The following is a 21553-nucleotide window of genomic DNA, read 5'->3' as shown; positions in this document are numbered from 1 at the left end:
TGCTGTATTCCGGTTTTCTTGTCCGATAAGCAGCCGTATAAAGAAGATATAAAGATGCTAGCAGAAGATTTACACTATTTTTATTTCTTTTTGCGTATGCTTACGTCATGAAGGAGTGAAGAATATGAATCTTGTTTTAGGAATAATCGGAGTGATCGTAATGATCTATCTCTTTTGGTACTTGTTTGAGGGGGGAGAACGATGAGTAGCTATTTTGTGCAAGGCTTTTTATTTTTACTGATCTTACTAGCAGCAGCGGTTCCTTTGGGCTGGTATATCAAAGAAATCATGCAAGGAAAAACACCGCGGTTTGTCCGCTTTATTCAACCCTTTGAACGGTTGACCTATCGAGTGATTGGTTCGGTCAGCAAAAAAGAAATGACCGCCAAAACCTATCTATTTTCCGTCTTGGCCGTCAGTGTCTTTTCCATCATCGGCTTGACCGGATTATTGATGGTCCAGCATTGGTTACCGCAAGGGGCAGCCGTTGAGAATATGTCCTTTGACTTAGCATTGAACACCGCCGTCAGTTTTGTGACGAACACGAACTGGCAAGCTTACGCTGGGGAAGAAGCACTGACCAATCTTTCCCAAGCATTAGGATTAACGGTGCAAAATTTCTTATCAGCGGCAGTAGGACTAGCCGTACTGTGTGCCTTGATTCGTGGGCTGCAGCAAAAACAAAAACGTACGGTAGGGAATTTTTGGCAAGACATCACCCGTTCCTTGCTCTATATCCTTTTGCCACTTTCATTGATGTTAGCGATCTTACTCCTGTCTCAAGGCGTTGTCCAAACGTTGAGCAGCGGCGTGGAAGTCAATGGATTTGAGGGGGAATCCTTTTGGATGGCGCTCGGACCAGTAGCGAGTCAAATCGCCATCAAGCAATTAGGGACCAACGGCGGCGGTTTCTTTGGCGCCAACGCTGCTCATCCATTTGAAAACCCAACGATGTTCAGTAATTTTTTAGAAAACTTAGCGATCTTGTTGCTGCCAGCTGCTTTGATTTTTGCCTTTGGCTTTTGGATCAAAGAGTGGAAACAAGGACGTACGATCTTGATCACCGCAACCGTCTTTTTGATCCTGGCTTTTATTGGTGTAGTGATCAGTGAAGCTTATGGACCGCAATTCAGTCAAGTGCTTGGGAATGCCAATCTAGAAGGCAAAGAAGTACGCTTCGGTGTCGGTTGGTCGAGTCTCTGGGCAGTGAGTACCACCGCCGCTTCCAGTGGATCAGTCAATGCCATGCTGGATAGTTTCACACCACTCGGGGGTGCGATCCCAATGTTCTTGATGCAGCTGGGGGAAATCATCTTTGGCGGTGTCGGTAGCGGACTTTATGGCATGATCGCTTTTCTATTATTGACGGTCTTTATCGCTGGTTTACTCGTGGGACGAACACCAGAATATATCGGCAAAAAAATCGAAGCTTTTGACATTAAAATGACGAGTATCGTTATTTTGACGCCATTGCTACTGACGCTTTTCGGGGCTATGTTGATGACTTTGCATCCTGACATCATGAGCTGGCTAACCAACCAAGGCGCCCATGGCTTTAGCGAACTGTTGTATGCAGCAACTTCCTTCAGCAACAACAACGGGAGTGCCTTTGGCGGCTTGACCGCAGATACTGTTTTCCTAAATAGTTTGGGTAGTATCTTGATGTTCATTTCACGTTTCGTTCCCATCGCAGCTATTTTGTATCTGGCAGAAAACATGGGGGCCAAAAAGAAAACCGTTCGTAATGAAGGAACCTTGTCAACCACGAGTCCAGTCTTTGTCACGATGCTGATCATTGTGATCATCGTGATCGGCGCACTGAGCTTTTTACCAGCGATGGCTTTAGGTCCAATCGCAGACTTCTTTACAACGAAATAGGAGAGAGAAAAAATGAAAAAAATCTATCAATGGGCGATCGGCGAATCCTTTAAGAAATTGGATCCTCGCCAACAAATCAAAAACCCCGTGATGTTTGTGGTTTATTTAGGGGCGATCTTGACAACGATTTTATGTTTTCAAGAACAAACGGTCCCGTTGTGGTTTAGCATCAGTGTGACCATCTTCTTATGGTTGACCTTGTTGTTTGCCAATTTTGCCGAAGCAGTGGCAGAAGGGCGCGGCAAAGCACAAGCGGATAGTTTGAAGCAAGCCAAAAAAGAAATCATGACTTACAAAGTCATGTCCTTGGAAGATGTAGCGAAAGAGGCTTTTATCGAAGTCCGTTCCTCCGATTTGAAAAAAGGCGACTTGGTGTATGTTCCATCTGGCGAACAAATTCCTGCCGATGGGGATGTCGTGGAAGGTGCTGCTTCGGTGGACGAAAGTGCCATCACAGGAGAATCAGCACCTGTCATTCGTGAATCTGGCGGCGACCGCAGTGCAGTCACGGGAGGAACGTTAGTCGTTTCCGATTACTTGGTCATCAAAGTGACCGCTGAAAATGGCCACTCCTTTTTGGATAAGATGATTGCGATGGTGGAAGGGACACAACGGAAAAAAACACCCAATGAGATTGGCTTGCAGCTGTTCTTAGTGACACTGACCATCATCTTCTTGGCAGTTTCAATCACATTGATTCCTTTTACCGATTTTAGCAGTCAGTTATCTGGTCGGGGAACGGCGATTTCCAGTGTGATCGTGATCGCTTTATTGATTTGTCTCGCACCGACCACGATTGGCGCCTTGATTTCCTCGATTGGGATCGCTGGAATGAGTCGTTTGACCAAAGAAAACGTCATCGCCATGAGTGGACGCGCGATTGAAGCAGCAGGAGATGTGGATGTTTTGCTGCTGGATAAAACAGGAACCATTACTCTGGGAAACCGCCGTGCCAGCGAGTTCTTGCCGGTACCAGGGGTCACCGCCAAAGAGTTGGCAGATGCAGCGCAGTTGGCATCTTTTGCCGATGAAACGGCGGAAGGACGCAGTATCGTGATTTTAGCCAAAGAAGCCTTCAATATTCGTGAACGGGAATTTCAGCAAGCCGATGTTCATTGGATCGATTTTAGTGCCAAAACACGGATGTCTGGGATCGACTATCGTGGTGATGAGATCCGTAAAGGAGCTGCGGATACGATCAAGCAATATGTGACGGCAAAAGGGCAGACCTATCCCACGGCATGTGACGAGATCGTAGAAAAAGTCGCTAAGGCTGGTGGAACTCCATTGGTCGTAGTGAAAAATGGCCAAGTACTCGGGGTCGTTTATTTAAAAGACATCGTGAAAAACGGGGTTAAAGAAAAATTTGCCGACATGCGCAAGATGGGTATCAAAACGATCATGATCACTGGGGACAATCCCTTGACGGCAGCTGCTATTGCCGCCGAAGCGGGCGTCGATGATTTCTTAGCCGAAGCAACACCAGAAAACAAAATGAACCTGATTCGCGAATATCAGGAAAAAGGGCATTTGGTGGCGATGACAGGGGATGGAACCAACGATGCACCCGCACTCGCCCAAGCCGATGTGGCAATGGCGATGAACACTGGTACGCAAGCAGCCAAAGAAGCGGGCAATATGATCGACCTTGATTCCAGCCCTACCAAATTACTGCAAGTAGTCCAAATTGGTAAACAGCTGCTGATGACCCGTGGGGCATTGACGACCTTTAGTATCGCGAATGATATCGCCAAATATTTCGCAGTGATCCCTGTTCTGTTTTATGCGATTTATCCAGAACTCGCAGCGCTGAATATCATGAATCTTGGTAGTCCCTTAACTGCGATTTTGTCCGCAGTCATCTACAATGCAGTCGTGATCATCGCCTTGATCCCTCTGGCGTTAAAAGGGGTCAAGTACCAAGAAAAACCAGCCAGCCAAATGCTGCGGCACAATCTGGTCGTCTACGGCCTAGGCGGCATCATCGCACCATTCATTTGCATCAAGCTAGTAGATTTGCTTTTATCAGCTGTTCTGCTATAAGAAAAATCCATCAGAGTCAAGGAGTTATATAGGAGGAAAACATGATGAAGAACACCCTCTTTGCCAGTATCAAATTTTTACTAGTTAGTACCGTGTTATTTGGCGGTCTCTATACATTGTTGGTCACTGGTGTCGGACAAGTCTTTTTTGCCCATCAAGCCAACGGCAGTCAAATCGTGGAAGACGGAGCGGTCAAAGGATCTGAGCTGCTTGCGCAACCCTTTGACCAAGCAGGTTACTTCCAAGGGCGTGATCAAACCGTTTCACAATTATCGCCCTATGATACGACCCAAAAAAAGACTGTAGCTGAGCGGACAGCGACGTTGCTGGTAGAAAACCCAACCCAAACCAGTGTGCCGATCGATCTCGTGACCGCTTCGGGTAGTGGGGTCGATCCTGATATCAGTGTCGAAGCGGCACTTTTTCAACTGCCACGAATCGCTGACACAAGAGGCATCGATGAACAAATAATTCATGATATAATAAACAGGAATAAAGTAGCTGATCTGTTCTCCGCAAGAGAATACGTCAATATCATGACCTTGAATCAGCAGCTCGATCAATTACCCGAGGAATAGGGGGAAGCATCTATGAGTGAAAACAACCAGCAGACGATTCCAGAAGAGATGCTACTGCAAGCAGGCTTTGGACCTAAACGTGGCAAACTACGGGTGTTTTTCGGTTTTGCTGCCGGTGTCGGAAAAACCTATACGATGTTAACCGAAGCCCATGAGTGTTTGCTCATGGGCAAAAATGTGGTGATCGGCTATATCGAACCCCACAAACGTCCCGATACCAATCGATTGCTTGAAGGGTTACCACAAGTACCATTAAAGCAATACCAGCACAAGCAATTGACCCTTTATGAGCCAGATATCGATCGACTGATCCAACTAAAACCAGATATCGTCTTGATCGATGAGTTGGCACATACCAATCCCATTGGTGCGCGAAACAAAAAACGTTACCAAGATGTCGATGAACTATTGAATGCAGGAATCACCGTCTACACGACCATCAATGTCCAGCATATCGAAAGTCTGAATGATATCGTGGAAAAGGTCACGGAAGTGGAAGTCAGAGAAACGGTGCCTGACACCTTTTTCCAACACGCCAGTTTGCGGGTAGTGGATGTTGAACCAGACGAACTGATCGATCGATTGGAACAAGGAAAAATCTATGCTGATGAAAATGCCAAACGAGCGCTAAAAAATTTTTTTACGCCAGAAAAACTTGATCATCTGCGGGGATTAGCGATCCAAAAAGCTTCCAATCATATCAATCAAATGAACGGCGGTCGAAAACGAGTTCAAAGCAAGCTTTTGACCATCATTGATGATCGCTTGCCGAAAATGGCAGAAAAATGCATTCGTTGGACCGCTCGCTTAGCCCAAGGAGTCGGTGCCGAATGGACGGTCATCCAAGTTCGATCGTTAGATGATACACCTACCGAAGTGCCGTTGGCAGAGCGTTTGGGTGCAGAAGTCATCAACATTGAAGCGGATGACAGTTTTGAAACCATCGTAGAGTATGCCAAAATGACGGGTGCCAGTGACATTATCATGGGAAAAAAGGTTTCTCAAAAGTGGTTCCAAAAATTGTTTGTCGAGGATTTAGAAGACCGCTTGATTCGGCGCCTTGATGACATTGAGATCCATTTGATTCCTTTTAAAGAAAAAATGCAGCGACCACGGCTGACGTTTTCGCAACTATTTGAAGGCGGCGGTCGAGATTTCACCTTGACCTTTGGGTTGATCATGCTCGCTACCTTAGTGACAGAAGGCATGCAGTACCTGCATTTCGGCGAGCAGAACTTGATGCTGGTTTACATCTTTTTTGTTCTCTTAGTGGCCCGTTACACGAGTGGCTATCTATGGAGTGCCATGGCATCAATTATTAGTGTCCTTTCTTATAACTGGTTCTTTGTCGAACCCTTGTATTCCTTGACGGTCTATAAAGCAGGCTATCCAATCACATTAGTGATCATGCTGATCGTTGCCTTGATGATCAGTAACTTGATGGTTCGATTGAAGACCCAAGCAGAAAATGCCAAGGAAAAAGAGCATCAAATGGAGATATTGTATGAACTGAACAAACAATACATGGAAACGCGGAATGAGCAAGAAATCTATGAAAGTACGACCACCTATTTGGCACGCTTACTCCAGCGAGAAGTGGCGTTATATGACAGAGAAGGCCATTTAAGAAGTCTGCATTCTTCAAGAGAAACACTGTCTCAACTGACTGGCAAGGATGAGAAAGCCGTCGCTTTTTGGGTCGTGAAAAATCAAAAAGAAGCCGGTCGCGGCACAGATACTCTGATTGGTGCCAATGGGTTCTACTTGCCGATCGTTTTAAACGGCAAACCACTAGGCGCCCTTGGGGTAGAACGCAACGAGGAGCATCAGTTGGCCAATAGTCAATTGAATTACTTGCGCCTTGTGATCACCCAAATCGCGACCGTGTTGGAACAAGTCTCATTGGCGAGTGAGAAAGAACAGATCCAATTAGAAAACGAACGGGAAAAAGTCCGCAGCAATTTACTGCGTGCGGTCTCCCATGACTTGCGGACCCCCTTGACGACGATTTCTGGCATTGCCGAAACATTGAGTGAAACCGAAGGCGTGATCAAAAAGGAAACGAAACAAAAGCTGCTAGGAGACATCCAAAGTGAATCCCAGTGGTTGATCCGCATGGTCGAAAACTTATTGTCGGTAACCCGCATCAACTTGACTAACATGGCGGTCAAGCGCAGTGAAGAACCGATCGAAGAAATTATCGAAGCGGTTTTGACACACCTAAAAAAAGTCTATCCGCAACAAAAAATCATCGTGAAGATGCCTGATCAGCTGATTTTTGTCCAAGTCGATCCCATCTTGATCGAACAAGCCTTGTTTAATTTGATTGAAAATGGGGTTCGCCATGGAACCGCCGATACACCGATTTTCTTGCGAGTTTCTCAAGAGCAGGATGTGGTCATTGAAATCGAAAACCAAGGGGAGATCCCCTTAGGACAATACCAAAAAATCCAAGCGAATTTAACCAATGACACCGAAGTGCCGGTGGATTCAAAAAATGGATTAGGTATCGGACTGAGTATCGTGAAAACCATCATCCATGCCCATGAAGGGAAATTAGCGATCGAAACGAAAGCAGGCAGTACGATCTTTCGTATTTATTTAAAGCAGTAAGGAGGGAGAACATGCAGCGACATTTTTTATTGATTGAAGATGATTCGAATATTGTTGATTTTATGGAGGTCGTCTTGCAAAGAGAGCATTACAACTTTACATCAGTCGGCACTGGCATGGAGGCATTGATGCTCTTGCAGGAAGAAACCATCGACTTCATCTTACTGGATCTGGGCTTACCGGACATTGATGGTATGGAGCTGTTGAAAATCATTCGTAAGCGCATGAACACACCGATTATCGTGATCTCTGCCCGCAAAGATGAACAAGACAAAGTGCAAGCATTAGACCTCGGTGCCGATGATTATGTAACGAAGCCCTTCAGTACCAATGAGTTATTTGCCCGCATTCGCACGGCACTACGGCACAAGGAGACAGCTGCCTTTAGCAGCAGCCCGATTCTTGTAAACAAGGAGTTAACGATCGATTTTGAGAAAAAAATCCTGTACAAGAATCAAAATGAGATCCATTTGACCAAAAACGAATACCGCATCATGGCAGTTATGTTCAAGAATTTAGGCAAAGTCGTCACTTACGATACCCTGACTAGCGAAGTCTGGGGACCTTTTGCAGCGGATGCACAAACCTTGCGAGTCAATATCTCAAACATTCGCAAAAAAATCGAAACCAATACGCTGCAGCCAGAATATTTGATCACTGAAATCGGTGTTGGGTATCGCTTGCGGGAGTATCCAGCAGAACTCTCTGAATAAATTCGTTTCAACAGAAGTCAGACGCCTCCTAATTGATAGGAGGCGTCTGTCTTCATGCTTTATACCATAAGAATGCACGGATAGTAGTATCCCAGTGGTGAAGGAGTTACAAGAGGGGGAAACCAATCAATCCTGTCGCTTGTTTAAATTTTTGACATTTGTTCTATATTTATTGCTGGGAAATAGGTTGTTTGATCAGTCATACTTTTTTATTAAATAGTTTCCAAAAGGATAGTTAACTAACAAGTACAAAAAATTGGAAAAAAAGCAGCATCAACGATGCCACTCCATGGTGTTTTCGATTTCATTGGTATCAGAGTCCACTTGTTCAGAAACGATGGTAAAGTCATGTTTGAGATAAAACGCAATAGCAGCTGTATTTTTTTGGTAGACGTTCAGAGTCAACTTCTCGTGTTCTGCTTGTACTTTTTGTAAAAGCTGCTTGCCAATGCCGTGGGCACGATAGTCTTTCAAAACGAAAATACCAGCGATATACTCATCCAACATCCCGATGAAGCCGACGGGCTGATCATCCACCGAATAGGTGTAGATAAGGGCATCGGCAAAGGCTTTTTTCACAAAGTCATAGTTATCTTGCCAATGGGCAGCTGAGATAAAGTCATGGGCATCCAAATTGCTTTGAAGCCAAATCTGGGCGATAGTTTCTAATTCAGAATCGGTAAATTGGGTCACTTGTTGTATCATGAGAACCTCCGTTTTTTAATTCAGTATAGCATAGGTCCATTGCTGATTACTGCAAATCGCGGCATTTTCATAGGCAATCGGACAGGAGATGAACCAATTGAGAAGTAACGAAGGTTAAATGACGAAGAAAAGCAATCTTTTTCGTTGAAATATTCTAACAACTTTGTTTCAGCTAGATGTCAATTTCTTGCAGCCAGATGTTATTTGTGTGAAAACAGCCCCAAGAGTGACATCTTTCGGTATGCTAAAGAAAGCGATAAGACACATCTAGTTAAGGAGAAAAAATGAAAAAGACACTTTTGGTTGCAAGTTCACTTGTTTTGCTGGCGCTGCCTGTCGTGACGGTATCCGCAGACAGCTTTGATCAGAAGATCCAGCAGCAAAATGAAAAAATCAATGACATAAAAAATGAATCCACCTCATTAGAATCACTGAAACGATCTACAGAGGCAGAGATTCAATCGATTGAAGGAGAAATCCAAGCAATCCTACAAAAGAAAACGGCGACGGAAGAAGAAGTCAATGCCTTGGCACAAGAGATCCAAGTCCTTGAAGAGAAAATCATCAAGCGCACAGAAGTACTGGCGAATCAAGCGCGTGACATTCAAACGTCGGAACCTTCCAATCGTTTGTTCCAAAAAATCGTTGATGCGGAGTCCATCGGAGAAGCTATTCAACGGGCGATCGCTTCAGTAACGATCATGAATGCCAGCAATAGCATTGTCGAACAACAACAAGAAGATATTGCAACAAGCCAGAAATTGGAAAAAGAGTTGCAGGAACAATTGGTTGCAATCGAAGAGCAGTCAAACGCATTGCAAGGAAAACAAGCGGAATTAGCTGATGTCAAGTTGAATCAAGAAGTTGCACTAGCCGACCTTGCCTTGGCGTTGAACACCGAAGAAGAGAAAAAAGACCAATTGGAAGCAGACAAAGCAGAAGCACAACGGCAAAAAGAAGCAGCGTTGAAGCAACTGGCTGAGCAAGAAGCACAAGAAGCAAAAGCGCGCAAAGAAGCAGAAGAAGCAGCAAAACGTCAGCAAGCAGCAGAAGCCAAGTCAGCTGAAACCGCCGAAAGTCCTGCCGTTCAACAAGCAGCAGTGGCAGCAGCCCAGCCGAAGACGGAAGCAGCAGTGGCGCCAGAAACATCGGTGTCGTCAAAAAAAACTGCAGCTACGCCTGCACCTGTGCAGCAAGCAGCTGAGCCAAAGGAACAAGCAAGCACAGGTGGATGGCAAATGCCAGTCGATTCGGTTCATATTTCGAGTCGTTTTGGGTATCGAACAGATCCAACAGGTGCATCAGGAAATCAACATAATGGCATCGACTTTACTGGGGGGACAGGAACGCCGATCTATGCGATCCAAGCAGGCGAAGTCGTTGAAGCGGGCTATGGTCCGTCAACTGGTAACTATGTGATCATCAAACATGCCAATGGCGTTTACAGCTACTACATGCACTTTAGTACGCTGCCAGCTGTCTCGGTCGGACAAAGCGTCTCAGCTAGACAATATGTTGGCGGTATGGGAACGACTGGGAATTCAACTGGCGTCCATCTACATTTAGGGATGTCAACAAGCTTATGGTCAGGATTCTTTGATCCGGCGCCAGAATTAGGCTTATAATAGTCAGAAAAACCGCAGAAGCGAACAGGCTTCTGCGGTTTTTTGGTTGCTCTTCTTTTACAAAGTCTCGATTGGCTCAGCGCCAAAAACGGGTCATCTCTGCTTTGTCTTTCATGTTGAAAGCGATCATGTCCTCAATCAATGCTTGATCGATCGGTTCAGTCCACTTGATGCGAAAAATGTTTTCCGTATGGCTGTAACCGGCGTTTTCAATGGCATCGGCAAACTGTTCAAGACACTTGGTTTCAGGGGAGACAGAAAAATGCGGTTTTGAAACGCTGAAACCGATAATAAAGGTCTCATGGGCGGTGAACATCGGCTGATTCCACTTGATGACTGGAACGAGGTCAGGAAATTTCTTGGTAATAGCGGCAAATAAGGCACGCAGTTTTTCTTGCTTTACTGGATCTTCAATGCTGGTTAAGTAAGTTTCTAATACATCCATTGGGAGGATCTCCTTTCGTTTTAAGGAACGAGTACAGGGAATGTCGATCACTAAAAATAACGCGAGTTCGAAATCAAACACTTTGTTACTTAGAGTGTACTGTAAAGTTAGCAACTTTACAAACCTGTTGCCTTGTTTTGGGGAACGCCTTCAGTAACAAACACTGTCTGCAAAAACGAATGCTAAAAATAACTTTTTTCTACTCGAACAAAAGCCAAGAGTCAGGAACATTCCCTCTTTATCCTGCAAGGTTCCTTGAGATTCGCTTAACATTTCAGAAATAACGAATGAAAAAGCAGATTATTTTCAGAGAACACTTTCAAAAAGAAATCGGTTGCATTCAACAAGAATTCTGCTAGAATATAACTTGTTCGAACAAGTTGTTGAGCGAAAGCAAAACGAAAGGAGGAGGACTTGTGACCAAAAGGAAACCGGTAACCCAAGCAGCCAAGAAAGAATATGCAAACAAAAGTATGCGGTTTAATCGTTTTTTACTTTTTCGTTATATGACTGCGATCTTTTTCTTTGTCAATCTTTATTGGACCCTATTGAGTCTGTCTCAATGGACATGGGCTGGTTTGATTCCCATTGCCTTATTGATCGTTGATGGACTTATACTTATTGAACAAACTCAAAAATATTGGCAGCAATCGAATCGTTTACTGGTGACAAAAATCGGTTATTGGCTCCAATTCGGCGTCAATCTCATTGCCATTCTATTTATTTTGATCGGACAGCAAGCAACGTTGATTCCTTTTATGAATCAATCGGGTAGAGGGATCTTACTTGCCTTGTTTTCTGTCGGCATGATGGTGTGTTTGTTCATTCAGCGTAAAGCGTGGTTGATCGAGCATGACCGCGACAAATATTTCACGTATTTGACTACATTTGAAACTCAAGGAGGAACAGTCAATGGATTCAGAAAATAACAAAATGTTTGCCTTCTTGGACCGCTACTTAATGGGTCCAATGGGGAAAATCTCACAATTACGGATCGTTCGTGGGGTCATGGCAGCCGGGATGGCGTCGATTCCTTTCACTATCGTAGGATCGATGTTCTTGATCGTCAGTGTTTTGCCACAAAGCTTCCCTGCATTAGAAGGTATTTGGAGTGCGTCATTCGATAAAATCCAAAATCTTTACATGTTAGGTAATACCGCAACAATGGGAATTTTAGCCCTTTACTTCTGTGTCGTGTTTGGTTACGAGTACACGAAAATCCAAGCGCAAGAAGAGAAAATCGTTCTTAGCCCAGTCAATGGAGCATTACTTTCTATGATGGCGTTCTTTATGTGTTTGCCACAATTAGTTTTTGAAGGCGGTATGGCAACACTAGTCAATGTGATTTCTGATGACCAAAAAATCATCGATGGCTGGGAAATGGCTGGCGGCGTTACTCGTTTAGGAACAACTGGGATCTTTACAGCGATCATCATGGCGATCATTGCCGTAAAAATCTATGCATTCTGTGTGAAACGCAATATTGTCATCAAAATGCCTGACACAGTGCCAACAGGAGTATCTTCCTCTTTTACGGCATTGATTCCAACGGCACTGACTTCATTAGCTGTGATCGTTATCAATGGTGCGTTAGTCGCAATGGGCACAGATATTTTCAAAGTGATTGCGATTCCGTTTAGTTTCGTGACGCAATTGACCAGTACCTGGATCGGACTGCTTGTTATCTACTTCTTCATGCATGCACTATGGATCGTCGGTATTCATGGGGCAACGATCGTGACCTCATTCTTGACGCCAATCGTGTTGTCAAATATGGTGGAAAACCAAAATGGTGCCAACATTGCCTTTGCGGGTGAATTTAACAACAGTTTTGTTACGATCGGTGGTTCAGGAGCGACGTTAGGAATGGTGATTTTCATCGCATTCTTTGCAAAATCAGCGCAGTTAAGTGCTTTAGGAAAAGCAGCGATCGTGCCATCCTTCTTCAATATCAATGAACCGATTTTGTTCGGGATGCCAGTGGTATACAACCCGTACACAGCGATCCCATTCTTCTTAGCACCAATGGCTTCAATGTCCGTTGCTTATTTTGGCATCAACTTAGGCTTTGTTAACCCACCGATTGCTCAAGTAGCGTGGCCGACCCCAATTGGATTATCTGGCTTTATTGGTTCAGGTGGTGACTGGCGTGCCTTTGTCTTAGCAATCATCTGTGCAGTCGTTGCTTTCTTGATTTGGTTCCCATTCATCAAAATGTATGATGGCAAATTATACAAGGAAGAACAAGCAAACGCAACGAAGGCATAATCAATCCGTTTTTTTGATAAGCCGGCTATGAAAAATAGCTGGCTTTTTTTACGCCAAAGATGATAATAGTAGTAGAGAATCCGAAGGAAAGGAGTAGGCAAATGACGAAACTCAGTATTGAAGACTTAGCAGCAGAATTGATCAGAAAGATCGAAGCGGGTGACATTGGAAATGAGCAGGGGAAGATGCCTAGTGAACGAGAGCTTTTGGCGATTTATCCCGTTTCTCGTTATACGTTACGTCAAGCCCTCAATAAATTGAGCAAGATGGGCTGGATCTACCAGATGCAAGGCCGCGGCTCGTATATTCGCTTTCAAAAAAACCAAAAACCGACCATTGAACAAGGTGATCTTGGCTTCAATGAAGACTTGACCCGGGGCGAGAAAAACATTCGAACGGTCAAAGCTTCAAAGCGACTGGTCAAAGTATCAGAGGCGCTGTTTCTTCCAAGTCAAAAACAATTTGCGAAAGATCAACACTTTATCGAAGTCCAACGGTTTCGCACGCTAGATGACAAACCCTATTTGATTGAACGCTCCTATTATATACCTGAAATCGTAGGGGAGATCTCTGAAACAATGATGGAGGGTTCAATGTTTCAAGCTTTGGCAGAAGAAAAACAACTGACAGTCGCCTTCATCGACAAGTTTATCCAAAGCAAACCGCTATCACAGGAACAAGCAGCGTTTTTTCATCTAGAAGAAGGCATGCCCGCACTGATCGTACGAGACGACAGCTATCTGAGAAATGGCGAACTATTAGCCTTTTCGATGATCCATTATGATTATCGGATGGCGACATTGTACATGCATAAAAAGTTGTTCGTTTAAAGAAAACGGATTTTCAAGAAACGGTTCTTTCTTTTTTTAAGGCAATAGAAAAGCAGCCCATCAGGGAGAAAAAAACTTACAGTTGCGGAGCAGCGGACTGGCAAACTGAGAGAAAAGGGATCTCTTCCAATGGATGAAAGATGACTGAGCAGGAAAACTATATAATAGGTAAAGAATCGATCAGCGACCTTGGCTTATAAGGTCGCTGATTTTTTTTGAGGGGATTGATCGGCGGTTAAGAAGGCGTGATTGTTGATTTAAGATAAAGATCGTTTAAAGAAGAACGCCTGTTTTTTAATACGAGGATATTTTGCTCATTTTTTAACAATATCACTGGGGATAAATGGTTTCCTCTGACAAATATTTCATCAAGTGAAGAAATATCTGATTTTTCAATCTGTTTTTGCTTTGATACTATCAAATAGACAACAGATGTTCTGCGAACGGAAGCCGTCTTTTCGTTTAATGGCTATTTTATTGAGAAACCGGCCGATTCATTTACTTGATTTCTATCTTCCAAAATACATGGAGGTCGTGGAAATCCAGGGATGTGGGGGTCTTTGCTTTCTTTTTTAAGCGAAGGGGGACAAGAAGGAAGCGGACATCACTGCTCAAAAGGTCACAGCAGAAACGTCAGCTCGTTTGAAAAAAAGCCCGAGGGTAGAACAGCCAAAGTGCAACTTTTCACGAAAGCAGACGAACAAGCAGACCAATTTGTAGACACATTAAATTGTTCAACGAATCAAATCATCGATGAGTGAGGAATCAGGAGGGGTAACATGGCATTATTTCGCAAAAAGAAAGATGAAGAAACTTACGAAGGCGTTCATGTCTACGACGAGGAATATGATGAAGAAGAGTACGACGAAGACGAGTACGATGATGAAGAATATGATGACGATGAGTATGACGATGAAGAATATGAAGACGACGAGTACGAGGACGATGAGTACGATGATGAAGAATACGAGGAAGACGAGTATGAGGATGATGCCCAAGAAGAGCTGCTGGCATTAGAAAATACCGTTTCACAATTGACCAAAACCGTCGAACATTTGACCAAGCAATTGGAAAACAAACAAGAATCCATCAATCGGATGGCTTCGCAAGCGACGCAACAAGAAAGTATCATTTATGAAAACAAGCAGCTGCAAATGCGCTACAACGAGTTACAGCAGCAGTTAAAAGAAGCAGAACGTCAACAAGAAGCCCTCAAAGCCAATTATGAGCAGGAAATTGAGCAGTTGACGAGTCAAGAAGACGAATTGATCGAAGTAGAAGAAGAACTCGAACAATTGCGTCAAAGAGAAGATGAACTGTTAAAAGAATTAGAAGAGAAAAGCAAGCAAGTCCAAGCGTTTGAAGAAAAAGCGATTCATTTAGAAGAAAAAGCGGCGATTATCGAAAACTACAAATTAAAAGAAGTCGAAAGCATGCGTCGGATCACTTCGCTTGAAAATGAAAATCAACAGTTGAACTTGCGCTTGCAAGAAGCCGAAGCGAAATATCGAGATCTTGAACGTTCAAGAGTCGAACAATTGGCAGATAAGAATGTCTTACAGCGTGACTTGGAACGTGAATTGACAAAGGTCGAACAAATGAAGGACGAGCTGGCGACGATTTTGATCGAAGCAAAAGAAAAAGCACGGGAAACCGCTGCTGAAGCAGAACTGGAAGCCGACAGAAGACGTCAAATGGCGGAAAATGAAGCCCACAAGATTATTTCAGAAGCATCGATGGAAGTGATGAAGATCCGTCAAGAGATCAAGCAATACCAAGAAAGACTTACGACGTTTCATCATGAGTCGAAAGGGTTGTTTGAGCAATTGATCCAGCATAGCAAAGTATTGAATCTGCCAGACTAAAAAGAAGGTTATAAGTCGGAATAGACGAAAAGGTCTGCTGAATAATTCTGAGAGCGACACGACAAAGGAGGGAAACCCACTACGACCATATGTGCTGTTTAAGAAATCACAGGCAACAACTACGAGTTGATTTCTTATGAGCATGTTGGTTATTGGGACGAATGTGACGAATGATATTTTAAAAATTGCCATCTATCCAACCTTGAGTCCAAATCTTGAGGAATTATTTTATAAACAAGAGGCACTTCCATCAGTAATCACTGCCTGCGACAACCTCTATCAAAAAAAGTGGCCGCTCAAATCTTCGATCCGCAAACAAGTGACGCATTACTTTGAGCAATTTTATTCCATCGAAGCCTTTACCCATCATATCGAGATGGAGATTTTACGGAAAAAAATCGATTACTCAAAATTACGCATTCCTTTGGAACAGCAATTCCCACAGTTTGTGTGGACGCAAATCGGCATCAATCATGTGTCCGATGAAAAAAGCAATCTGTTTTTGGAGTTTGTACCGATCGCTTACACAGAAGAAGAGTTTCCCTTTACGATTCAGTTGGATGCCAGCTTGCAGCAGCAAGCCTCGGCGGGTGTAAGTGATGTGAACGACTTTAAAGAGCAACTGGCAAAAATCGTTCAAAGCGTGATCGATGAACAAAATGTCACGTTTGTGAGTCGCCCGAAAGCGCAAGTCCATGAAGAAAAACGGCAAGGCAAAACCGATGCAGTGAAAAAAGAACTGGAAGACACGGTCGAGTTCCAAAAGGTCAGTGCGGATGAGCCACCGAAGTTCAAAAAGAAAGTTCGAAAAAAAAGCAGCAAAAAAAAACAGGCAAAAAAAGCCAAGCAATTGCCTAAAGTCAACGCCAATGAATTAGCGTTGGAGGAAGAGGCGAAACGAGAACGAGCAAGCAAAGAGCGCTTGCGCTTGGCAAATCAGAAGCTTGAGATCTACATCGAAAACTTGGAAGCCTCTTTGATCAAAAATAGTATCCACTATTTAAACAGCTTGACCGATGAAGAAGACGAGAACTGGCATACGCAATTGAAGATCAGCTTACGAGAATATACCTATCTTTTTCAAAAAGCCAAATACCTCGAACAGGTTTGGCGCATCAATGACAATCTCGTACAAAAGATCGAAAAGATGACCTTGAACGAAAAAGAGTTGACCTATGAAAGAGGGCAAGTGCAGCAAGTGGTCGACAACAACCTTTCTGCTAAAGATATCAGCTTGGTTTTTTATGAATGCAGCGTGATTGAGTCACGGGTCAAATTGTATGAGCGACCATGGTTTAGAAAACCTTACGCACGCATTATGAAGATGGACTATGACAATCTTTTACGAAAAGCCGCTTACTTTGATCTTCTCCAAAGCGAAAGCTATCTATTAGAAAAAAAAGCATTGATCGAAGGCAATACAGACGTTAGGAGCAGCCTATGAGAACCCAAAAGCAAAAACAACGATTCTTATTCTTATACCGCATCTACTTTATTGCTTCTTTGATCCCATTAGCGGTATTTTTGCAGCTGACCGCCTATTTTTATCTCTCTGCCTTTCGAGAATATGTCACTATCAGTCATTTGTTTTTACTCGCTCTTTTGCTAGGTTTTACGATGTATTTGCGGAACAATGCCTTTCATTATCAATTGCTGCTTGTACAGCTTGAAAAAAATGAAAGCAAAGACCATGAACGACCAAAAAAAGGCACCAGCAAGAACAGCCCCAAGGAGGAGGATCAAGAAGATGAAAAAGCCCAGAAGAAACGTAAAAAGTCTGTTAGCGATCGGAGCATTTATCGGAATCATCAATAACCAAACGATTTCTGAAGCCATGGTTCGATCGATCTTAGGTGTAGAGCCATCTACTTATATGGAAACCATCGATGCACAACGAGAAAGTCGTGGGCAATCGATAACGGATGCCCTCCGACCGGTCTCTTATGAAGGAGCTGACAGGATAACGGAGCAACTTGATACTCCTCCAGAACAAACAAACGAAACTCTCCCAGAAAAATCGGAGCAGGCCGAAAAAGGAACGGAAGTCCAAGTCGTAAATGATGTTGAACGACCGGCAGATGATGGGCAGACAGACGAGGAAGAAACAGAGAGCGGCACGGATGAAACAGAAGACCAAGAGACTGAAGATGTTCCGTCGACGCCAGAGCCTTCAGAAGGCGATCAACAGCCGAATCAGCCTGATGGACCTGAAACGAATGAACAAGAAACCAACGATACCAGCAGCAACAATAGTGGAAACAACCAATCAAACGGGAATCAAACCAATCAGGACAAAGATAAAGATCCCGATCCAATCACTGAAGAACCCGAATCGCCGATCGATGAAGAAGAGCGGGAAAGCAACTTTCAATTTTCGGTTACTCGTAATCTAACGACACAACAATTCATCAATGAGATTGGTTCTGATGCGCAGGATGTTGCCTATAACAATGATCTTTATGCCTCAGTGATGATCGCACAAGCCATCTTGGAGACTGGCTCAGGAAACAGTGCCTTATCCAGTCCGCCAAACCACAATCTCTTTGGCATCAAGGGCAGCTTTCGTGGGCAAAAAGTGACCTTCAATACGCAAGAAGATGATGGCAGTGGTGCGTGGTATACGATCTCTTCCAATTTCCGTAAATACCCAAGTTACCGTGAATCCATCGAAGATTACGCTCGCTTACTAAGAGGAGGCATCACAGGCAACCCGCGCTTTTATGCCCCCGTTTGGAAAGAAAATGCCCCAACCTATCGGGAAGCAACTGCATGGTTGACCGGTCGCTATGCCACTGACATCCATTATGACCAAAAGCTGAATGCGTTGATCGAAGCGTATGATCTAACCATCTATGACAATGAGCCGACCGAAGAGGTCTTGGAAGAGATTGAACGCACACGTGCACAAGCAATTGAAGCAGCACGCAAGGAAGAAGCGAAGACGACCCGTTCGTTGTTTGAAGACTTGCAAAGAAGCTCGGCAAATCGTCGAGGCTCAGGGAATTTGCCAGCGTCCATTCGGACCGTCAAGGATCGCTTGCAGGAAAATGCCAATGCCAATACTTATGCAAACCAATTAAGAGGGATGGAACGAGCGGGCAGCGAGGTAGATGCCAATGAGTAATCAGTCACAAGCACCTAGAAGAAAAAAACGTCCGCCACAGCCTGCCAAACGTGAAAAAAAACGAGAACAACCAGAGGATACACCGAGAAATCCCCGAATCGAAAAGTTTCAAGCGCAAGGCAAGCAAGCCAGCACTTCAAGTGGCAAGAAACGACCAAAAAAGACACCCCAAAAAGAACTGACAGGACAGGCGCCTGTGAAAAAGAAACGAAAAAAAGTGGCTGGCACAGCGAATCGCCCCAAATTACCGACCGAAAAGCAGCATCCTAGCAAGCAAAAAGAAAGAGCAGCTGCCAGTACGACCAGTGAAGCACCACGCAAAAAGAAAAAGCGTCCACCGCAGCAAGCACGTCCAAACCAGCGTAACGAGCAGGGGAAAACCAAGAAATCAAGTAATCCGAATGCCAAATCAAAAGGGACCCACAAGCAAGGCAAAAAACCAGCGGAGGCTTCCCAGAAACGACCAACCTTGCAAAAAGGCAAAGCTGCGACGAAGAAACCAACAGCTAAAAAGAAATCTGGCGATCTCGGACTGAAAATCATTTATCTGATTTTCTTGGCTTGCAGCATGACTGTCCTCTTTACGTTTATCGGCTTATATGTAGCTGATCAAAACGAGATGACGGTTTTCAATCATCGGGTGGTGCGTTTATCAGATAATGGGATGGCGAATCTTGACAGCTCTGCATTACGCACACAAGATTTGATTATTTTAAGAGAACAAGCCTTCACTCAAGTACAGCCAAACGGGATCGGGGTCTTTACAAATGGCTCAGGAACTGGCTATATTGCCCGCCGAGTGCTATCGATCGAGGCTGACGAAGAGCAAGGCTATCATTTATCCGTCATTGGTGATGGACAGGCATTTGGGGAAGAAGCCATCGAAGCAGACCGTTTCGTTGGGGAAGTCTCAATGAGTATCAACCATGTAGCAGATGTGTTTCGCTTTATTGATCAAAACTTGATATTATCCATCATCTTCTGTGTATCATTGATCGCCTTATTCATTCTATTAGGCATTTATCTCTTTACTTGAGAGCCGTCATTACTTGAGAAAAGAGGAAACAAGGTTGCAAAAAAAAATAGTGTTAAGAAATAGTATCGCGGGTCTGCTTTTCTTTCTTTTGTTGCTTAGCATCTTGATTTGGCAGAATAATCAGTCTATTCACATTCGTCGATTAGCGGATGAAAATGAAGTGTTCGAAAAAATCGAGATTTTGGAAGAATGGCAGGAACGAATGACCCTTGCAGGGACGACGATCCAACGATCCGTTCGAGTAATGAACGCCAGTGAAGTGCCAGTGTTTGTCCGAGCAAGCTTTGAAGAAGTGCTGCGCTATATCGCGCCAGACAGTGAGGAAGCAGCCTTTGAGCAGGCGGCAGATGCGAGTGATGCGCCAGACTTATTACCAGTACTGTCTCGCTTTGATGAAAACGAAATTTTAGCAAGAGGGTATCAGAACGTGACCCAGCAGATCCCAGAACTTATTGGAAATGCTCTTGATGGTCAAGTGATGGTTTGGATCAGCGATGAGACGATCGAAGAATTGGCACCTACGCCTGCCTTGGATGCCTTCGATAGTGAAGAGATGCAGGAGTTATTGGGGGAATTAGACGCTGAAGGACAGGAAAATCCTGAGAACTTCTACGATCACACCGAAGGCAACGAAGAAATGGGCGATCAACCGTCATCAGACTTGATCGATGGTCCGCCAGATCTCTGGCAAGAACCGGTCCTTGTCGAAGCCCACTTCAGCTATTCCTTTCGACGGGACCAACGACCGGTCATGCAGAAAATGAGTGGGGAACTGCTGCTGCTCAATCCTGCTGATCCGGTTGCTGAGTGGACCTTTGAAGCAGCGAACTTGACCTATAGTTATTATCTTGAAGGGTATCGTTATTTTGTTCGAAATTGGGCGGAGTCGCAGCTAGCCAGCCCCTTTTCCACCAATGAAGAACCTACGGGATTCACGTATCTCGGAGAACAGGGAACGATTGACCAGTCGTCATTTGATTACACGACGACAGAATCTGGGTTAGGCAGTGCCTTTCAATTGCCAGAGATGATCAGTGCGTTTCCTGATGCTGCTGGCTTGTATCCGACCCAAACGGTGAAAACGCTAAGCAGCTTTGTCTCTGAAAGTCCCGCCCAGATCGACTCAGAAGCCATCATGATCGAATTCGGCTCTTTGAGCGATTACCGTCAGATTGATCGAAATACTTGGATCTATAATCCCGATGATGGCTGGTTTTATTATAGTTTCCCTTTGGACCGATCCTATCAAAGTGAAGACGGGTATGGCGTCACCCGTTCACTGATCGAACAAGTGATGATCGATACAAGTGTCGCAGACGATAGCCATCTTGCCTACGAACTTTTACCGAAAGTCGAAGTCATTCAGGCTTCTGATCGACAATCATTAAAGGAGGTCTTTCAGTTAGACAATGAACGGCCAGAGAGTGCCACTGCGATCATCTATCGGCATTTGCACTCACTTCAATAAGTTGCTAGAAAATAAGTCAAGGAGAGATTCACGTGAAAATGGTCATTGAAGAAATTGAATACCGTTATTTTCTTCAATACGGGAAGTATTTGGATTATTTCTACCAACAATACATGCAAGCGAATGTCGAAGATCCTGATGTTGAAAAAGGGATCGCCGAGATTCAGCGACTGGTTGAAGAAGAAAGGTATCATTATATCAGGGAACGAATCCGCATCACACGCAAAGCCAAAAAAAGTATTCCATTAGCTGACTACCCTGATTTCAATAAACTGATTCACTGGGGGTTCACCCTTAGCAAATTATCTTTTCTTGACCCAGATACAAGTATCAACCAGCTAGAAGAAAAGGATTCTCCTTGA

18 protein-coding genes are annotated in these 21553 nt (G+C 44.2%); 16 read left to right on the top strand and 2 right to left on the bottom strand.

Features of this window, described 5'->3' with window-relative positions; genetic code table 11:
- Positions 1 to 201: 201 nt before the first annotated feature.
- From kdpA to A5883_RS09585, 5 genes are read left to right on the top strand one after another with little or no spacing between them, the layout of a single operon-like run.
- A complete protein-coding gene (gene kdpA / locus A5883_RS09605) occupies positions 202 to 1878 on the top strand; it encodes a potassium-transporting ATPase subunit KdpA (RefSeq protein ID WP_016610417.1) in 1677 nt (558 codons plus the stop codon).
- A 12-nt stretch (positions 1879 to 1890) separates the two neighbouring features.
- A complete protein-coding gene (gene kdpB / locus A5883_RS09600) occupies positions 1891 to 3921 on the top strand; it encodes a potassium-transporting ATPase subunit KdpB (RefSeq protein WP_074931905.1) in 2031 nt (676 codons plus the stop codon).
- 41 nt (positions 3922 to 3962) lie between these two features.
- Positions 3963 to 4499 carry a potassium-transporting ATPase subunit C gene (locus tag A5883_RS09595; RefSeq protein WP_086338422.1) on the top strand — a complete coding sequence of 179 codons (537 nt, stop codon included), beginning with the start codon at positions 3963 to 3965 and terminating at the stop codon, positions 4497 to 4499.
- A gap of 12 nt (positions 4500 to 4511) precedes the next feature.
- A complete protein-coding gene (locus A5883_RS09590) occupies positions 4512 to 7112 on the top strand; it encodes a sensor histidine kinase (protein ID WP_086338421.1) in 2601 nt (866 codons plus the stop codon).
- An 11-nt stretch (positions 7113 to 7123) separates the two neighbouring features.
- Positions 7124 to 7825 (top strand): response regulator transcription factor, encoded by a 702-nt coding sequence (locus A5883_RS09585; RefSeq protein WP_016610414.1) that lies wholly within the window; start codon positions 7124 to 7126, stop codon positions 7823 to 7825.
- Between the two features lie 273 nt (positions 7826 to 8098).
- Here the strand turns inward: A5883_RS09585 and A5883_RS09580 are convergent, their stop codons facing one another.
- Positions 8099 to 8530, bottom strand: coding sequence for a GNAT family N-acetyltransferase (locus A5883_RS09580; protein WP_086338420.1), 432 nt, complete (start codon positions 8528 to 8530; stop codon positions 8099 to 8101).
- A 284-nt stretch (positions 8531 to 8814) separates the two neighbouring features.
- On the opposite strand from A5883_RS09580, the gene A5883_RS09575 reads away from it, so the two are divergent.
- Positions 8815 to 10155, top strand: a complete 1341-nt coding sequence (locus A5883_RS09575; protein WP_086338419.1) for a peptidoglycan DD-metalloendopeptidase family protein — start codon at positions 8815 to 8817, stop codon at positions 10153 to 10155.
- 76 nt (positions 10156 to 10231) lie between these two features.
- On the opposite strand, the gene A5883_RS09570 is transcribed toward A5883_RS09575, so the two are convergent.
- Positions 10232 to 10600, bottom strand: a complete 369-nt coding sequence (locus A5883_RS09570) for an iron chaperone (protein WP_086338418.1) — start codon at positions 10598 to 10600, stop codon at positions 10232 to 10234.
- 416 nt (positions 10601 to 11016) lie between these two features.
- On the opposite strand from A5883_RS09570, the gene A5883_RS09565 reads away from it, so the two are divergent.
- The 10 genes from A5883_RS09565 to A5883_RS09515 all read left to right on the top strand — a co-directional run bounded on the left by A5883_RS09565 (position 11017) and on the right by A5883_RS09515 (position 21553).
- Positions 11017 to 11529 carry a hypothetical protein gene (locus A5883_RS09565; protein WP_074931881.1) on the top strand — a complete coding sequence of 171 codons (513 nt, stop codon included), beginning with the start codon at positions 11017 to 11019 and terminating at the stop codon, positions 11527 to 11529.
- Positions 11513 to 12868, top strand: coding sequence for a PTS cellobiose transporter subunit IIC (gene celB, locus A5883_RS09560; protein ID WP_086338417.1), 1356 nt, complete (start codon positions 11513 to 11515; stop codon positions 12866 to 12868). Before A5883_RS09565 ends, celB begins: the two co-directional genes overlap by 17 nt.
- A 101-nt stretch (positions 12869 to 12969) precedes the next feature.
- On the top strand, positions 12970 to 13698 hold the full coding sequence (locus A5883_RS09555) for a GntR family transcriptional regulator (RefSeq protein WP_086338416.1): 729 nt from the start codon (positions 12970 to 12972) through the stop codon (positions 13696 to 13698).
- A gap of 779 nt (positions 13699 to 14477) precedes the next feature.
- Entirely contained in the window at positions 14478 to 15563 is a 1086-nt protein-coding gene (locus A5883_RS09545; RefSeq protein WP_016610405.1) for a DivIVA domain-containing protein, read from the top strand.
- 136 nt (positions 15564 to 15699) lie between these two features.
- The gene (locus A5883_RS09540; protein WP_016610404.1) at positions 15700 to 17007 is read left to right on the top strand and encodes a hypothetical protein; all 1308 of its coding nucleotides are present in this window, start codon (positions 15700 to 15702) and stop codon (positions 17005 to 17007) included.
- Positions 17004 to 17378 (top strand): hypothetical protein, encoded by a 375-nt coding sequence (locus A5883_RS09535; protein ID WP_005235091.1) that lies wholly within the window; start codon positions 17004 to 17006, stop codon positions 17376 to 17378. The genes A5883_RS09540 and A5883_RS09535 overlap by 4 nt, the downstream gene beginning before the upstream one ends.
- A complete protein-coding gene (locus A5883_RS09530) occupies positions 17311 to 18687 on the top strand; it encodes a glucosaminidase domain-containing protein (protein WP_034858089.1) in 1377 nt (458 codons plus the stop codon). The genes A5883_RS09535 and A5883_RS09530 overlap by 68 nt, the downstream gene beginning before the upstream one ends.
- Complete coding sequence (locus A5883_RS09525; RefSeq protein ID WP_086338415.1) at positions 18680 to 19723, top strand: hypothetical protein; 1044 nt, start codon at positions 18680 to 18682, stop codon at positions 19721 to 19723. Before A5883_RS09530 ends, A5883_RS09525 begins: the two co-directional genes overlap by 8 nt.
- A 13-nt stretch (positions 19724 to 19736) precedes the next feature.
- Positions 19737 to 21191 (top strand): hypothetical protein, encoded by a 1455-nt coding sequence (locus A5883_RS09520; RefSeq protein WP_086338414.1) that lies wholly within the window; start codon positions 19737 to 19739, stop codon positions 21189 to 21191.
- 38 nt (positions 21192 to 21229) lie between these two features.
- Positions 21230 to 21553, top strand: coding sequence for a hypothetical protein (locus A5883_RS09515; RefSeq protein ID WP_016610400.1), 324 nt, complete (start codon positions 21230 to 21232; stop codon positions 21551 to 21553).

The sequence above is a fragment of the Enterococcus sp. 5B3_DIV0040 genome, assembly GCF_002140755.1.
Taxonomy (GTDB): Bacteria; Bacillota; Bacilli; order Lactobacillales; family Enterococcaceae; genus Enterococcus_D; species Enterococcus_D casseliflavus.
This window is presented reverse-complemented; position numbering and strand designations above follow the sequence as displayed.

Excerpts from the sequence above, each read along its gene's own strand:
- A5883_RS09525 (WP_086338415.1), top strand. The coding sequence starts at position 18,680 with ATGAGTAATCAGTCACAAGCACCTAGAAGAAAAAAACGTCCGCCACAG.
- A5883_RS09535 (WP_005235091.1), top strand. The coding sequence starts at position 17,004 with ATGAGAACCCAAAAGCAAAAACAACGATTCTTATTCTTATACCGCATC.
- A5883_RS09580 (WP_086338420.1), bottom strand. The coding sequence starts at position 8,530 with ATGATACAACAAGTGACCCAATTTACCGATTCTGAATTAGAAACTATC.
- A5883_RS09595 (WP_086338422.1), top strand. The coding sequence starts at position 3,963 with ATGATGAAGAACACCCTCTTTGCCAGTATCAAATTTTTACTAGTTAGT.
- A5883_RS09530 (WP_034858089.1), top strand. The coding sequence starts at position 17,311 with ATGAAAAAGCCCAGAAGAAACGTAAAAAGTCTGTTAGCGATCGGAGCA.
- A5883_RS09570 (WP_086338418.1), bottom strand. The coding sequence starts at position 10,600 with ATGGATGTATTAGAAACTTACTTAACCAGCATTGAAGATCCAGTAAAG.
- A5883_RS09545 (WP_016610405.1), top strand. The coding sequence starts at position 14,478 with ATGGCATTATTTCGCAAAAAGAAAGATGAAGAAACTTACGAAGGCGTT.
- A5883_RS09575 (WP_086338419.1), top strand. The coding sequence starts at position 8,815 with ATGAAAAAGACACTTTTGGTTGCAAGTTCACTTGTTTTGCTGGCGCTG.
- A5883_RS09555 (WP_086338416.1), top strand. The coding sequence starts at position 12,970 with ATGACGAAACTCAGTATTGAAGACTTAGCAGCAGAATTGATCAGAAAG.
- kdpA (WP_016610417.1), top strand. The coding sequence starts at position 202 with ATGAGTAGCTATTTTGTGCAAGGCTTTTTATTTTTACTGATCTTACTA.
- A5883_RS09585 (WP_016610414.1), top strand. The coding sequence starts at position 7,124 with ATGCAGCGACATTTTTTATTGATTGAAGATGATTCGAATATTGTTGAT.
- kdpB (WP_074931905.1), top strand. The coding sequence starts at position 1,891 with ATGAAAAAAATCTATCAATGGGCGATCGGCGAATCCTTTAAGAAATTG.
- A5883_RS09590 (WP_086338421.1), top strand. The coding sequence starts at position 4,512 with ATGAGTGAAAACAACCAGCAGACGATTCCAGAAGAGATGCTACTGCAA.
- A5883_RS09540 (WP_016610404.1), top strand. The coding sequence starts at position 15,700 with ATGAGCATGTTGGTTATTGGGACGAATGTGACGAATGATATTTTAAAA.
- A5883_RS09515 (WP_016610400.1), top strand. The coding sequence starts at position 21,230 with ATGGTCATTGAAGAAATTGAATACCGTTATTTTCTTCAATACGGGAAG.
- celB (WP_086338417.1), top strand. The coding sequence starts at position 11,513 with ATGGATTCAGAAAATAACAAAATGTTTGCCTTCTTGGACCGCTACTTA.